This is a genomic window from Rhizobium freirei PRF 81, assembly GCF_000359745.1.
Taxonomy (GTDB): domain Bacteria; phylum Pseudomonadota; class Alphaproteobacteria; order Rhizobiales; family Rhizobiaceae; genus Rhizobium; species Rhizobium freirei.
Genome location: NZ_AQHN01000011.1, coordinates 40,883 through 55,435, shown reverse-complemented (window position 1 = coordinate 55,435; position 14,553 = coordinate 40,883). Strand labels below are relative to the sequence as shown.

General features: G+C 59.6%; 14 protein-coding genes and 1 tRNA gene. 3 read left to right on the top strand and 12 right to left on the bottom strand.

Annotation, left to right across the window (positions count from 1 at the left end):
- Nucleotides 1-248: 248 nt before the first annotated feature.
- From RHSP_RS04240 to RHSP_RS04195, 10 genes are all read right to left on the bottom strand, one after another.
- Nucleotides 249-1,202 (bottom strand): peptide ABC transporter ATP-binding protein, encoded by a 954-nt coding sequence (locus RHSP_RS04240; protein WP_004109567.1) that lies wholly within the window; start codon nucleotides 1,200-1,202, stop codon nucleotides 249-251.
- Nucleotides 1,199-2,215: an ABC transporter ATP-binding protein gene (locus RHSP_RS04235; protein WP_004109565.1), complete on the bottom strand. Its 1,017-nt coding sequence runs from the start codon at nucleotides 2,213-2,215 to the stop codon at nucleotides 1,199-1,201. The genes RHSP_RS04240 and RHSP_RS04235 overlap by 4 nt, the downstream gene beginning before the upstream one ends.
- Nucleotides 2,215-3,123 carry an ABC transporter permease subunit gene (locus RHSP_RS04230; RefSeq protein WP_240535358.1) on the bottom strand — a complete coding sequence of 303 codons (909 nt, stop codon included), beginning with the start codon at nucleotides 3,121-3,123 and terminating at the stop codon, nucleotides 2,215-2,217. Before RHSP_RS04230 ends, RHSP_RS04235 begins: the two co-directional genes overlap by 1 nt.
- Before the next feature lie 9 nt (nucleotides 3,124-3,132).
- Nucleotides 3,133-4,137 (bottom strand): ABC transporter permease subunit, encoded by a 1,005-nt coding sequence (locus RHSP_RS04225; protein WP_037149568.1) that lies wholly within the window; start codon nucleotides 4,135-4,137, stop codon nucleotides 3,133-3,135.
- A gap of 88 nt (nucleotides 4,138-4,225) precedes the next feature.
- Nucleotides 4,226-5,821 (bottom strand): ABC transporter substrate-binding protein, encoded by a 1,596-nt coding sequence (locus RHSP_RS04220; RefSeq protein WP_037149565.1) that lies wholly within the window; start codon nucleotides 5,819-5,821, stop codon nucleotides 4,226-4,228.
- A 341-nt stretch (nucleotides 5,822-6,162) separates the two neighbouring features.
- The gene (gene rirA, locus RHSP_RS04215; protein ID WP_004109556.1) at nucleotides 6,163-6,651 is read right to left on the bottom strand and encodes an iron-responsive transcriptional regulator RirA; all 489 of its coding nucleotides are present in this window, start codon (nucleotides 6,649-6,651) and stop codon (nucleotides 6,163-6,165) included.
- Nucleotides 6,652-6,748: 97 nt separating this feature from the next.
- Nucleotides 6,749-7,876, bottom strand: a complete 1,128-nt coding sequence (locus RHSP_RS04210) for a M48 family metallopeptidase (RefSeq protein WP_004109554.1) — start codon at nucleotides 7,874-7,876, stop codon at nucleotides 6,749-6,751.
- Complete coding sequence (locus RHSP_RS04205) at nucleotides 7,848-8,915, bottom strand: YjgN family protein (RefSeq protein ID WP_037149562.1); 1,068 nt, start codon at nucleotides 8,913-8,915, stop codon at nucleotides 7,848-7,850. Before RHSP_RS04205 ends, RHSP_RS04210 begins: the two co-directional genes overlap by 29 nt.
- A gap of 229 nt (nucleotides 8,916-9,144) precedes the next feature.
- A complete protein-coding gene (locus tag RHSP_RS04200) occupies nucleotides 9,145-9,492 on the bottom strand; it encodes a VOC family protein (protein ID WP_004109548.1) in 348 nt (115 codons plus the stop codon).
- Nucleotides 9,493-9,728: 236 nt separating this feature from the next.
- On the bottom strand, nucleotides 9,729-11,225 hold the full coding sequence (locus tag RHSP_RS04195) for a CoA-acylating methylmalonate-semialdehyde dehydrogenase (protein ID WP_004109547.1): 1,497 nt from the start codon (nucleotides 11,223-11,225) through the stop codon (nucleotides 9,729-9,731).
- A 112-nt stretch (nucleotides 11,226-11,337) separates the two neighbouring features.
- On the opposite strand from RHSP_RS04195, the gene RHSP_RS04190 reads away from it, so the two are divergent.
- The 3 genes from RHSP_RS04190 to RHSP_RS04185 all read left to right on the top strand — a co-directional run bounded on the left by RHSP_RS04190 (nucleotide 11,338) and on the right by RHSP_RS04185 (nucleotide 13,445).
- Nucleotides 11,338-12,219 carry a LysR family transcriptional regulator gene (locus RHSP_RS04190; protein ID WP_004109545.1) on the top strand — a complete coding sequence of 294 codons (882 nt, stop codon included), beginning with the start codon at nucleotides 11,338-11,340 and terminating at the stop codon, nucleotides 12,217-12,219.
- Between the two features lie 228 nt (nucleotides 12,220-12,447).
- Nucleotides 12,448-12,594, top strand: a complete 147-nt coding sequence (locus tag RHSP_RS35070; protein WP_167332642.1) for a hypothetical protein — start codon at nucleotides 12,448-12,450, stop codon at nucleotides 12,592-12,594.
- A 365-nt stretch (nucleotides 12,595-12,959) separates the two neighbouring features.
- Nucleotides 12,960-13,445, top strand: coding sequence for a GNAT family N-acetyltransferase (locus tag RHSP_RS04185; protein ID WP_004109542.1), 486 nt, complete (start codon nucleotides 12,960-12,962; stop codon nucleotides 13,443-13,445).
- Between the two features lie 233 nt (nucleotides 13,446-13,678).
- On the opposite strand, the gene RHSP_RS04180 is transcribed toward RHSP_RS04185, so the two are convergent.
- Together RHSP_RS04180 and RHSP_RS04175 are read right to left on the bottom strand one after the other, a co-directional pair.
- A tRNA-His gene (locus RHSP_RS04180) sits at nucleotides 13,679-13,755 on the bottom strand.
- A 224-nt stretch (nucleotides 13,756-13,979) separates the two neighbouring features.
- Complete coding sequence (locus RHSP_RS04175; protein WP_004109539.1) at nucleotides 13,980-14,426, bottom strand: phasin; 447 nt, start codon at nucleotides 14,424-14,426, stop codon at nucleotides 13,980-13,982.
- Nucleotides 14,427-14,553: the final 127 nt, after the last annotated feature.

The following is a 14,553-nucleotide window of genomic DNA, read 5'->3' as shown; positions in this document are numbered from 1 at the left end:
GATCATGGCCGATAGTGACTGTCAGATGGTTTTGCCGTTGACGCATCCGATTGCCTGGCCCCTCACCCTAGCCCTCTCCCGGTGAACGGCGCGAGGGAACGACGGAGCAAGCCAATCGGCGGTAGTGACCTGGCCAGAGCCGGTTCTCGCAAGATCAGCCCGCTCTCCCCGCATGCGGGGAGAGAGTTGGCGTAAGGGACCAGGCAGAAAGGCTCGGAAAGCCGGCACTGCCCGATTCCCAACTTGGATCAATCCAGCGGAAAGAAACAGGAGAATTTATGCGTTCCCTCGCCCGCCAGTTCCGGCGCGACCTGCCGGCACTTGTCCTGGGCGCGCCAGCAGCGCGGATTGAAATGGCAGCCGGTCGGCGGGTTGAGCGGCGACGGCAGCTCGCCCTGCAGGCGGATGCGGTTCTTCTCGCGGTCCGGATCTGCAATCGGCGTCGCCGACAGAAGTGCCGCCGTATAGGGATGCCGCGGACGGTTGAAGACCTCTTCGGCCGTGCCGGTTTCGACCGGGCGTCCGAGATACATCACCATCACGTCGTCGGCGATATGACGAACGACGGAAAGGCCGTGCGAGATGAAGAGATAGGCAAGCCCCATCTCCTTCTGCAGGTCCATCAGCAGGTTGAGAACCTGCGCCTGGATCGACAGATCGAGTGCGGAAACCGGCTCGTCGAGCACCAGCACCTTCGGCCGCAGCATCAGGGCACGGGCAATGGCGATACGCTGGCGCTGGCCGCCGGAGAACATATGCGGATAACGATCGTAATGTTCCGGGCGCAGGCCGACACGCGCCATCATCTCCTCGGCCTTGCGGCGGCGGGTGGCGGCATCGTCATCGGTATTGATCTTCAGCGGCTCCTCAAGAATGGAGCCAACCTTCTGACGCGGGTTGAGCGAGCCATAAGGGTTCTGAAAGACGATCTGCACGGCGCTGCGCAGGCTGCGGTCGCCAAGCCGTGCCGGCTTGCCGTCGATCAGCAATTCGCCCGATGTCGGGTTTTCAATCATCGTCACCAGACGGGCAAGGGTCGACTTGCCGCAGCCGGATTCGCCGACGACGGCGAGCGTGCGGCCCGACTGCAGGCTGAAGCTGACGCCGTTCAGCGCCTTGACGGTCGCCTCCGGTTTGAAGCTGCCGCGCTTGATGGTGTAGAAACGGGCGAGATCGCGCCCTTCGAGAACAGCGCCGGTCATGCGGCACCTCCTGCTGCTTGCGTAGCGGCAATGCCGGGGTGACCGAGCGGCTTGCCATGTTCCAGCGGATAGTTGCAAAGGGTCAGGCCAAGTTCAGCGCCCTGGCGCTTGACGCCCTTGTCGCATTCCGGCGTGGCGAAGGAACAACGGGGCGCAAACAGACAGCCCGTCGGTCGGTCGTGCTGGCCGGGGACGACGCCGGCGATCGACGGCAGGCGCTCGCCGACTTCGGCGCGCTCGGGCAAAGCCGAGAGGAGTGCCGCCGTATAGGGATGATGCGGATCGCGGAACAGTTCCTTGACCGGCTGCTCCTCGACCTTCTGGCCGGCATATTGCACCTGCACGCGCTCCGCCGTTTCGGCAACGACGCCCATGTCGTGAGTGATGAGCACGAGCGCCATGCCCTGCTCCCGCTGCAGACGCACGAGCAGATCGAGGATCTGCGCCTGGATGGTCACGTCGAGCGCGGTGGTCGGCTCGTCGGCGATCAGGAGCTTCGGATTGCAGGCGAGCGCCATGGCGATCATGACGCGCTGGCTCATGCCGCCCGACATCTGGTGCGGGAAGTTCGACAGGCGATCTTCCGGCGCGGGAATGCCGACGAGATTGAGCAATTCGATGGAGCGCTCACGGCGCGCCTTGCGGTCGAGGCCCATATGGATGCGCAGGGTCTCGCCGAGCTGGAAGCCGACCGTGAAGCACGGATTGAGGCTCGACATCGGCTCCTGGAAGATCATCGCCATGTCCTTGCCGATGATCTTGCGGCGCTGACGGGCGGAGATGCCGCGCAGGTCCTTGCCGTCGAACATCATGCGGTCGGCGGTGATCTTGGCCGTCCACGGCAGAAGTCCCATCATGGCAAGCATGGAGACCGATTTGCCGGAACCGGATTCACCGACGATCGAGAGGATTTCTCCCTTGTCGCATGTCAGCGAGACGCCATCCACCGCCCGGAAAAGGCCGGACGAGGTCTGGAATTCAACGGATAGGTTTTCAATATCGAGGAGTGCCATTACGACCTCTTCAGCTTCGGGTCGAACGCATCGCGCAGGCCGTCGCCCATCAGATTGATGGCGAGAACCGTGATCAGGATGCAGAGACCAGGGAAAGTAACGAGCCAAGGGTTGCTCTGGAAGAATTCACGCGAGTCCGCGAGCATGGTGCCCCATTCCGGCGTCGGCGGCTGGGCGCCCTGGCCAAGGAAGCCGAGTGCCGCGGCATCGAGAATGGCGGCCGAGAAGGCAAGCGTGCCCTGCACGATCAGCGGCCCAAGGCAATTCGGCAGGATCGTCTTGAACATCAGCCGCAACGAACCGGCGCCCGCAACGCGCGAGGCAATGACATATTCCTTGTCGCGCTCGGTCATGACCGAAGCGCGTGTCAGGCGGACGAAATGCGGCTGGTTGACGATGGAGATCGCAATCATGGCGTTCGTCAGGCCAGGTCCGAGGATTGCCACCAGTACCAGGGCGAGCAGCAGCGACGGGACGGCAAGGATGATATCCATGATACGCATGATGATCGTATCGGTGCGGCCACGAACGTAACCGGCGACAAGGCCGATCAGGATGCCGGCAAGCGCCGAAAGCGAGGCGACCACGAGACCGATGAACAGCGAGAACCGCGTGCCGTAGATGAGGCGCGACAGCAGATCGCGGCCGTTGGCATCGGTGCCGAGCAGGAAGCTGTTGTTGCTGCCCTGGACCCATGCCGGCGGCAGGCGCTGCATGTCGCTGCCATAGGCGACATCGGGATTGTGAGGCGCCACGACGCTGGCGAAGATCGCCAGAAACAGAACGAAGAGGAAGATCACAAGGCCGATGACGGCGCCCTTGTTGCGAGAGAAGTAATACCAGAACTCCGCAAGAGCGGAAGGACGGCCGGATTTGACGCTAACCGTTTTGATGCTAACCGTGCTCATGGGCCGCTCCTAGTGACGAATACGTGGATTGACGAAGCCGTAGAGCAGGTCGACAGCGAGATTGACGAGCATGACGATGCCGGCGATCAGCAACAGGCCACCCTGTACCACCGGATAATCGCGCTTGAAGACGGCGTCGATCATCCATTTGCCGATGCCCGGCCAGGAGAAGATGCTTTCCGTCAGGATGGCGCCGCCGAGCAGCACGCCGACCTGCAAGCCGATCGTGGTGACCACCGGGATCATCGCATTGCGCAGTGCATGCACGGAAACGACGCGCAGCGGCGACAGGCCCTTGGAGCGGGCCGTGCGCACATAGTCCTCGCCGAGCACTTCCAGCATCGCCGAGCGTGTCTGGCGGGCGATGACGGCAAGCGGGATGGTGCCGAGAACGACGGTCGGCAGGATCAGTGAATTGAGAGCGGACCAGAAGGCGCCCTTTTGACCGGACAGCAGGCTGTCGATCAGCATGAAGCCGGTGATCGGCTTGAAGAAATAGATGAGACCGATGCGGCCTGAAACCGGCGTCCAGTGCAGGTAGCCGTTGAAGACGATGATCAGCAGCAGGCCCCACCAGAAGATCGGCATGGAATAGCCGACGAGGGCCACACCCATGACGCTCTGGTCGAACCAAGTCCCTCGCTTGACGGCGGCGAAAACGCCGGCCGGAATGCCGAGACAGACCGCGAGGATCATGGCACAGATCGACAGCTCGAGCGTTGCCGGGAAGAAAGTGAGGAAGTCGGTCAGCACGTCACGCTTGGTGGTGATCGAGGTGCCGAGGTCGCCGTGCAAGGCGTTCCAGACGTATTTGCCGTACTGAACGATCATCGGCTGGTCATAGCCGAGATCGTGCGAGATCTGCGCATGGCGTTCCGGCGACATGACACGTTCGCCCGACAGCAGCATGACAGGATCGCCGGGAAGCAGGCGGATGAAGGAGAAGGCGACGATCGATACGCCGAGAAATGTCGGGATCAGCACCGCAAGCCGGCTCAGAAGAAATCGCAACATGGCAGATGTCCAAATTTTTCCGGCGGTCAGACAGCTGTCTGACCGCCGGGTCGCCCGGTCCTAGCCGGGCATTCTCACAGATTTTTCGTTATTCGGCGATATCGACGCCGTCGAAGCGGTGAACGCCGAGCGGATCCTGGAAGTAGCCGGAGACATTCTTCGTCATCGGCATGAAGACTTCGGAGTGATCGATCGTCATCCATGGTGCTTCGCGCTTAAAGATGACCTGTGCCTGTTCATAGAGCTTGGTGCGCTCCTTGACGTCGGCCGTCTGCTTGGCCTTCTTCACCAGATCGTCGAATTCCTTGTTGCACCACTGCGCACGGTTGTTGCCACCGACGGCATCGCAGCCGAGCAGCGTGTCAAGGAAGTTGTCCGGATCGCCGTTGTCGCCGGTCCAGCCGAGGATGGCCGCACCGTCGCGGTCCTTGGCGGAGGAGAGCTTCAGGTACTGGGCCCAGTCATAGGTGATGATCTCGACCTTGACGCCGATCTTGGCCAGATCTGCCTGCATCAGCTCGGCAGCGCGGCGCGCGTTCAGCATGTACGGACGCGAAACCGGCATAGCCCAGATCTTCATGCTGAGACCCTTGACGCCAGCCTTTTCAAGCAGCTTCTTGGCTTCTTCCGGGTTGTAGGCGTCGTCCTTCACTTCCTTGTTGTAGGACCACATGGTCGGCGGGATCGGGTTGGTTGCAACCTTACCCGAACCCTGGAAGACGGCGTCGACGATGGCCTGCTTGTTGACGGCCATGTTGATCGCCTTGCGCACTTCGACCTTGTCGAACGGTGCGACCAGCGTGTTGTAAGCGAGGTAGGAAACGTTCAGACCGGCCTGCTCAAGAACCTTGAGGTTCTTGTCGGCCTTGAGGTCCTTGATGTCAGCAGCGTTCGGGTACGGCATGATGTTGCATTCGCCGGACTTCAGCTTCTGCGCGCGGACGGATGCGTCCGGCGTGATCGCAAAGACGAGATCGTCGATCTTTTCCTTGCCCTTGAAGTAGGTTTCGTTTGCCTTGTAGCGGATAACGGCATCCGGCTGGTAGGCAACGAAGGTGAACGGGCCGGTGCCCAGCGGCTGCTGGTTCATCTGCTCCATCTTCTTGTCGGCCTGCAGCTTGTCTGCATATTCCTTCGACAGGATCGAGCCGAAGTCCATGGCCAGATCGGCGAGGAAAGGCGCTTCCGGGCGGTTCAGCACGAACTTCACGGTCAGGTCATCGACCTTCTCGATCGACTTGATCAGCTTGGGGAAGCCCATGCCGTCGGCGTATTCATAAGAACCGCCGGCGACATACTTGGCCCAGGGGCTGTCTGCGCTGATCTGGCGCCCGATGGCGAAGATGACGTCATCGGCGTTCAGGTCGCGCGTCGGCGTAAAGAAATCGGTGGTCTGGAACTTCACGCCCTTGCGGAGCTTGAACGTATATTCCTTGCCATCGGGGGAAACGGTCCAGCTTTCGGCAAGGCCCGGCTCGATCTCGGTGCCACCGTGCTTGAATTCGACGAGACGGCTGTAGACCGCACGCGATGAAGCATCGAAGGTATTGCCTCCGGTGTAGATCCCCGGATCGAAGCCTTCAGGCGAGCTTTCCGAGCAATAGACAAGTGTCTTTGACCAGGCGGACGTTGCCATGACCGAAGCCAAGGCTGTCACTGCCAGCAGGGCAGAAATCTTTTTCATGATATCGTTTCCCAGATTTGTTATTCTTTTGAAGCCGTGGACACCCTGGAGGTTGCCATTCGGATCGCGCCGATGGAACTTTATTTTAAGTTTGAAAGCAACAAGCCTTGCCTAAATTTTTTCCGATTTGTCGAGTTTGGAAATTTTTGGACGAAAAAACCTCTGAATTAGTAATAATCTGCCGTAATTTGACGCGGTTTTGTCAGATTCTGGACGATTTAGCGCTTTCTTCTTGCGATCTGTTCACCCTCCGCGGCCCAAATACCGGGCACTAAAAACAAAAATCCGCGGCTGCCAGCAGCAACCGCGGATGGAAAACCGATGCAACTCGGGGCAGAAGATCAGGCCGCGGGAGCGGTGAGCGACGGCTTCTTGGCAATCGCCCGGTGATCCTGATCAGTCAGGCCGAGCAAGAAGTTGATCTGCGGGCGCGCCTTGACGAGATCGTCGATGGAATATTGCGTCAGGACGTCGAAGAAGGCGTTCAGCGCCTTACGCAGAGCCGAGTTGAGACCACAGCTGTCGACCAACGGACACTCTACCACGCCGTCTTCGAAGCATTCCGCCATGGCGAAGCTGTCTTCAGTCACACGAACAACGTCGAAGAGGCTGATATCGGTCGCGGGCTTGCCGAGGCGAACGCCACCATTGCGGCCGCGCACGGTTTCAACGAGGCCTGCCTTGGTCAGAGGCTGAAGGATCTTGAAGAGAAACAGTTCGGAGACGCTGTAGGCCCTGGCGATTTCCGGGATGCGGCTCAGATGGCCGTCATTGGCGGCGCAATACATCAACATGCGCACTGCGTAATTGGTCTGTTTGGTCAGGCGCATGCCGATCTCCTGGAATCGAGGCTGCTTAGGGGCTGGACCTGTATATAGTGGCTTTCTTAGTTTTGAACAATTCCAAAATATGAAATTCACATTCAGCTTATTCCGAAAGCCACAAGCTCCTCACCCGTTCGGCTGCTCCCCCCCTTCCCTTCAGCTCTCTGATGTAGTCGAGGATCGCCTGCTTGCGTTCGGGCGTGCCGGGATGGGTCGAGAGCATGCTGGTGTTGCCATGATCGTGCAGCTTCGTCTCCAGCAGGTCGAAGAAGCGCGACAATGCCGCCGGGTCCTTGCCGGCCGCCATCATCAGCTCCACCGAACGGCGATCGGCCTGCGCCTCGGCTTGCCGGGAGTAGGAAAGCGCGAGGAGACCGCCGCCTTGCGTCAGTATGTCCTGGATGCCGGAGCCGACATCGCCGGCAATCAAAAGCACAAGACCGGCAACACCCGCGGCGCTGTAGAGCTGGCGCAGACTGTGCTTGTATTCGACGTGGCCGATCTCGTGGCCGAGCACGGCGGTGATCATCTCCTTGTCGCCGCCGGCCAGTTCGACAAGCTGATCGGTAAGAACGAGATTGCCGTCCGGAAGCGCGAAGGCGTTGGGACCGATGAGGCCGCCATCGCGGAAATTCAGATGATAGCGGCTCGCGCCGCCCTTGGCATTAGCGGCTATCCTGGCGAAATCGGCGCGGATTTCGGTCTGCTCTGTCTCCGGCAGCTTGCTCGGGCCAAAGGTCACTCGATCCAGCGTCTTCAGCGTTCCGGCCGACATCATCTCCGGCACCACCGGCGGCGTCACGAGCACGGCAACTTCCACCAGGCCCGGCAAGGCATAGCGATAGATGATCGAAGCAAGGACGAATACCGCTAAGGCAAAGGCAATCAGCCGGGGGCGAACGATCTCCAACCCATGAACGAAGCCGCTGCGCCCTTCGCCGCGGCTGCTCAGATAGGCATCGACGGCATCGTTGTCGCGCGTCTCAAACACCGATTCATTTCCGAACACGATGCGACGCGGGATCGAACCGACGCGCGGGCTGATCTCGATATCGGAGCGGATGCCCGAGGTGAGCCGCCTGCTCTCGTCTCCCTCTTCGTCCGAGACCACAATGAGCGACCCGCCGATATCCTGCAGCCGGGCGGGAACCTCCCGGCTGGAATGCGGCGGATGCCAGATACCCGCCGCTATTGTCTGCCCATCAGAAGCCAAAGTCGAAACCGTCGACATCGAGATATTCCGCACTGATCGCATTGCCGGTCGAGCGGATCTGGTCGAAAACGACGCCGATCTCGCCGTCGACATGGACGGCGGTATGCTCGGTGAGAAAACGTTGCATGCGCACCGCCGCCCAAGGGCGCATCAATCCGAGAGTCACCAAGCTGACGATCACGTTCGAAACCGCAATCCAGGCAAAGCGTCGGCGACCGAGGTCGCTTCTGAGCTCATGGCGATGATCGACCGTTGCCGCCGACCAGATGATGTTGCGCACCGTCGCGCGATAGTAGAGGCCGGCGAATATGTAAATCGGGAAGATGAGCACGATAATCCAATGCCACGGGCTGATGCCACCCATTCCCCGACTCATCGAGTTGCCGCTGAAACCAATCGCGAAAGTGCCGATAACTCCCAAGATCACGATGGCTACGATCATGATCGCAATTACGGTTATGAACGCCTCGTAGAGCGCGCCCAATCGCGGCTCCGTGGAGAACGGCCGATCACCATAGCGCAGATTGTCGAAGACATATTTATAGAACCAGCGGCTTGCGATCGGAGACAGCAGCCCGACGGACACCACCGTTACAAGGGTGCCCAGGAAAATGGCCTTGAATGCGCCGCCATAAGTCCCGACGAAATCAAAGCGGACATTGCGGTAGCTCGTGACCCGCGCATTGAATCGAAGGCCGCGCATAAGGAACCATGGGAATACCACCAGCAGGACAGGCCAAATCGCCAGAACCGCCAGCGGCGCAACATGCGAAAGTATATTCAACACGAAGAAAAAGCCGAACACGATCAGCCGGCCGATCAATATCTGCTTGCCCTTGGCATGATATTCGAAACTGTGGTCCAAAAGGACCGTATTCCCGTAGAAATATCGGTTACGGCGTACCTTCGCCCAGGCCGAATAAATGCCCAAGGTAACGATCGTCAGCAGGATATTGACGATCCAGATACCGAAATATTCGGAGGCGTTGCCCGTGAAGGAAGCCCTCTGGAAATACCGGCTTCCACCGATCGGATAGCTTTGTTCGACAGCTGCCATATTTGTGTTCCCCCTACTCCACAAGAGGACGAGCTTTCCGCTGGAGGCATCCCGCACGCACCCGGGCCGCCGCGAGATGCGCTGCGCAACACATCGCTCGCCTTACCGTTGTATTTGAGAGCAGGAAAATAAAACCCGATCAATGAAAAAATGCCGGAATACCATTCTTGGTCGATAGCGGCACTGACGCTGCGCCATTGTGGCCCGATGTCATTTTCGACCTGGGCACTCAGGGTGTGGCAACCCATACCGCCATTTCGCAGCCGCCCGGTTCGCGGAAATGGAAGCGACGACCGCCGGGAAAATCGAAGGCGGGCCGTGTTATGACACCGCCGGCAAATTCGACGGCGCGCTGGGCAGCCTCGAGATCCGAGGTTCGCACGACGGGTAGAGGCGCTCCGGCAGCGTCGCCGGCATCGCCATCAATGCCGGCATCGATGCCGGCAGCTTCGATCACATGATAAGTCGGCCCATAGCTGACAAAACTCCAGTCGAAGGCCTCCTCAAAGAAGCGGCGGGTCTTCAGGCCGTCTTTCGACGGAAATTCGAGATAGTCGATCTGATAGGTCGCGGACATCTTGGTCCTCCCGTTGTTCTCTTTTTGTTCTAGTCGAAAACGACGGCTTAGACAAGATGACTCTATCGAAAACAAACGCAACAAAAAACCGCCGCCCGAGAAGTCCCGGACGGCGGTCGACAATGGCAAAGGCGCTACAGCATCGGCCCGAAAATCGGAACCGATTTTCGGGCCGATGCGTAGATTCAAAGAGTTAAAGCGCCGTGCTTCCGAAAGGAAGCACGGCGCTTTAAGGCTTACTTCATCGTCGGCATGACGAATTCGGCACCATCCTTGATGCCGGACGGCCAGCGGGCGGTGATCGTCTTCGTGCGCGTCCAGAACTTGATCGAGTCCGTGCCGTGCTGGTTGAGATCGCCGAAGCTGGAAGCCTTCCAGCCGCCGAAGGAATGGTAGGCGAGCGGAACCGGGATCGGAACGTTGACGCCGATCATACCGATGTTGATGCGCGAGGCGAAATCGCGGGCCGCATCGCCGTCGCGGGTGTAGATGGCAACGCCGTTGCCATATTCGTGCTTCATCGGCAATTCGAGCGCTTCTTCGTAGTTCTTGGCGCGAACGACGGAGAGAACAGGTCCGAAGATCTCGGTCTTGTAGATGTCCATGTCAGGCTTGACGTGGTCGAACAGCGTGCCGCCGACGAAATAGCCTTCTTCATAGCCCTGCAGCTTGAAGCCCCGGCCGTCGACGACCAGCTTAGCGCCTTCTTCGACACCGCGATCGATCAGGCCGTTGACGCGGTTATAGGCCTCCTTGGTGACGAGCGGGCCCATGTCGGCCTTGTCGTCGGTATAGGGGCCGATGCGCAGCGATTCGATCTTCGGCACCAGCTTTTCGACGAGACGGTTGGCCGTGTCTTCGCCGACCGGGACTGCGACCGATACGGCCATGCAGCGCTCGCCAGCCGAGCCGTAACCGGCGCCCATCAGGGCGTTGACGGCCTGGTCCATATCGGCGTCGGGCATGATGATCATGTGGTTCTTGGCGCCGCCGAAGCACTGGGCGCGCTTGCCGTTCATGGCGGCCGTGCCGTAGACGTAGCGGGCGATCGGCGTGGAGCCGACGAAGGAGACGGCAGCGATATCCGGATCCGTCAGGATGGCGTCGACGGCAGTCTTGTCACCGTTGACGACGTTGAGGATGCCTGCCGGCAGACCGGCTTCGATCATGAGCTCGGCAAGGCGGATCGGCAGGGACGGATCGCGCTCGGACGGCTTCAGGATGAAGGCGTTGCCGCAAGCGATCGCAGGCGCAAACATCCACATCGGGATCATGCCCGGGAAGTTGAACGGCGTGATGCCAGCGCCGACACCGACCGGCTGACGGATAGAGTACATGTCGATCGCCGGGCCGGCGCCTTCGGTGAACTCGCCCTTCTGCAGATGCGGAATGCCGCAGACGAATTCGCAGACTTCCAGGCCGCGGATGATATCGCCCTTGGAATCTTCGACCGTCTTGCCGTGCTCCGAGGAGAGCAGGGTCGCCAGCTCGTCCATATTCTGGTTCAGCAGTTCGACGAACCTGAAGAAAACGCGGGCGCGGCGCTGCGGATTGGTGGCCCCCCATTTCGGCTGCGCGGCCTTGGCGTTTGCGACGGCTGCTCGCAGCTCATCGACGCTGGCGAGCGCTACCGTTGCCTGCACTTCGCCGGTTGCCGGATTGTAGACGTTGCTGGTGCGTCCGCTCGTGCCGGCGACGCGCTTGCCGCCGATGAAATGACCGATCTCACGCATGAATGTGCCTCCTCGTTTTCTTTGATGATGACAGGATGGCACTTCAATTTGCACAAATCAATGAGCTGTTATAAGCAACCGTTGTGCAAAAATTAAAGCCCTGGATGTGCATATGGATTGGGACGATGTCCGCATGTTTCTGGCCGTGGCCCGCACGGGACAGATTCTCGCCGCCTCCAAACGGCTCGGCGTCAACCACGCCACCCTCTCCCGCCGCGTGACGACGCTCGAGGAGCGCCTGAAGACGCGGTTGCTCGTGCGCCGCACCAATGGCTGCGACCTGACAGCGGAAGGCGAGATCTTCCTGCATGCCGCAGAGCGCATGGAAACCGAAATGCTGCGCGCGCAGGCAAGCGTCGGCCATCTCGACAGCGCCATCACAGGCACGGTGCGTATCGGCGCGCCCGACGGGTTTGGCGTCTCCTTTCTTGCCCCAAGGCTGGGGCGGCTGATCGCCCGCTATCCCGAGCTGCGCATCCAGCTCGTGCCCGTTCCCCGCTCCTTCTCGCTGTCGCAGCGCGAGGCCGATATTGCGATTACGCTGGAGCGCCCAGAACAAGGGCGCTTGGTCTCATCGAAGCTGACGGATTACACGCTCGGGCTCTATGCCTCGAAAGCCTATCTGGAGCAGGCCGGCCTACCCGACAGCGTCGAGGCGCTGAAGCTGCATCCCCGCGTCGGCTATGTCGAAGATCTCATCTTCACGGCCTCGCTGAATTTTTCCGGCGAGATCATGCGCAGCTGGGACGCCTCGTTCGAGATCTCCACCTCCATCGGCCAGACGGAAGCCGTCCGCTCCGGCGCCGGCATCGGCATCCTGCACGACTATATTGCCAGGCAATTTCCGGAGCTGACCCGCATCCTGCCCGATGTCTCCATCAAGCGGGCCTACTGGACGACTTATCACGAGAGCGCCCGCGATCTCGTGCGCGTGCGCACTGTCGCCGACTTTCTGCAGGAGCTCGTCAGCGAAGAACGGCGGATGTTTTTATAGGCATTTTTGCCCATGCCATCCGTTTCGGCGGCTCGTCGTTTTCATCCAAGTTGGGAACGGTAAACTCATCCGGCAGCCCATCCGGCTGCGGTTCTTCGATCGGCGGTTACGGCATGCGGGCAAACCTGGCCGTCATTCGCCGCTTACGCGCCCAGCCATTCGCCCCCTAAGCTGGACAAAGGGCGAGCGACTCCCAATATTTCAAACAGAGATCAGGGAGCCAGGACGATGAGCGACAAGAAGCAGCAGAAGCTCAACGAAAAAGAGCGCAAGGAACAGGACGACTATCTGGAGGAAGCGCTGGAGGAGACCTTTCCAGCCAGCGATCCGATCTCGCCCGGTCACGTGTCGAAGAAGCCTCTAGACAAGAAATAGGGTTCGACGCCAAGGACGTCAGCGGCAGCAGGGCGATAACGTCCTGCTGCATATCCAAGCAGTGTTGGGCCTTGGCGCAAAGAATTAAAGCTCGCCATGCTTGTCAAAGACCGGCATGTAGCATAATGGTTGCACATCAAACAAGCGAGGGAGGTGCACAGATGTTCGAAACGTATGAATCAGCCGCACACTCCGGCAGCAGGCTAAGCCTCAAGCGCTAGGCCCTTCCGGACCAAGGCACATCGGAACCACATAGCAACTCCGTTTTTTAACGTGCGGCTAAAGTCTGCGCGATGGTTGCTGCATGTCTTCCGACCCAACCTTCCTCTCGAATATGGGGGCGCTGTTCGAGCGCCATTGGAAAAATGTATCCAAAACAGAACCCGCAGCTTCACGCTGCAGATCTTGCCGCCGTTACCCTTGAGCGCGTTACACGCGAAGACTACCAGCCGGTGCTCTCATTGCGTCCGCATGACCACCAGACATCCTATGTGGCCAGCAATGAGGAGTCGCTGGAGGAAGCGGAGGAGAACCCCGCTTGCGTTCCACTGATCATTCGAGTCGAGGGCGAACCGGTGGGATTCGCCATGTACGCGCTCGACGAGGATGACGGGAACTACTGGATCTATCGCCTCATGATCGACGGCCGTTTTCAGGGTCGCGGATATGGGCGGGCCGCGCTGATCCAGATCGTCTCGCTGCTAGCGGAAATCCCCGAATGCCTCCGTGTCGTGCTCGGTGTGCATCCCGAGAACGAAAAGGCTCGGCGGCTTTATGAGCATGTCGGGTTTCGCCTGACCGACGATGTTATCAATGGCGAGCTCGTCATGAGATACGACTTCCAAAAGTAAACTGAGATGGCCGGGGGCTCAACGGTGCGGTTCCCGGCCATTTTCACCCGTATTCCGTCAGGCGGCCTTGGGTTCGCCGCGATGCGTATTCTGGGCGGTATAGGTATCAATGGAGGGAAGTTTGCGGATCTGCCGAGCGTGAAGGCTGCTCACCGCCAAAAGCCGGACGCAACGATGCACGCGGCTTCTTTGCCTGAAGCAAAGTCAATAATCGGATTTCAGTGGGAATTGAATGGTACGGTTGGGGGGTCTCGAACCTCCGACCTCAGGTGCCACAAACCTGCGCTCTAACCAACTGAGCTACAACCGCACATGCTCGCGTCGCCGCGAACGGGGGTGACATACGAGGACTTTGAAATTATTTCAAGTCCTATCTCCCCGCAATATAAAAAAGCTTTGCAGATATCCAAATGAAGATGCGCCGGCGGATGCGGATCAAAGCACGCACATCCCACGCCCGGAACGAAAAGTCCCGCCCCCAGGCTCTAAGCTGGAGGCGGGACATTCGTATCTTGGGAGGCTTATGGAAAGCAATTAGGCCTTGAAGGAGGACATTGCCTTTTCAGCGGCGTCCTTGGCCGGCTTTGCCAGCTTTTCGGCAACCTTCTTGGTGGTTTCCTGAATGGACTTGGCCTGCTCTACGGTGACTTCGGCCTGCTTGCGGATGAAAGCGGTCTGAAGTTCAAAGAGTTCGGCAACCGACTTGACGCGAAGCAGAGCTTCCATGTGCGCCAGCGAGCTTTCGGCGTTGGTGCGCAGAACGTCGATGGCCTTGAGGCCGATTTCGACAGAGCCGGCCTGTGCGGTCTGCACGGTTGCTTCAACCGTCTTGCCGGCTTCCTCGGTCGCGGTCTTCAGCTTGGCGAAGGCTTCCTTGGACTGGGCCGCGCCCTTTTCCGCGAAGTCGCGGAAGGATTCGGAGAACTTGGACGGATCGAATGCAGCCGTTGAAAAAACGTCGTCTTTCTTTACAGTAGCCATGATTACGCTCCTATGCGGGCCCTCTCTGAGGCGCCCTTCGTGAACCTGTGTGAGGCTTATATAATATAAAGATTTGTGCAGTGCAACATATTTTTTGCATCGCACAACACGTTAACCTTTCCGGCCG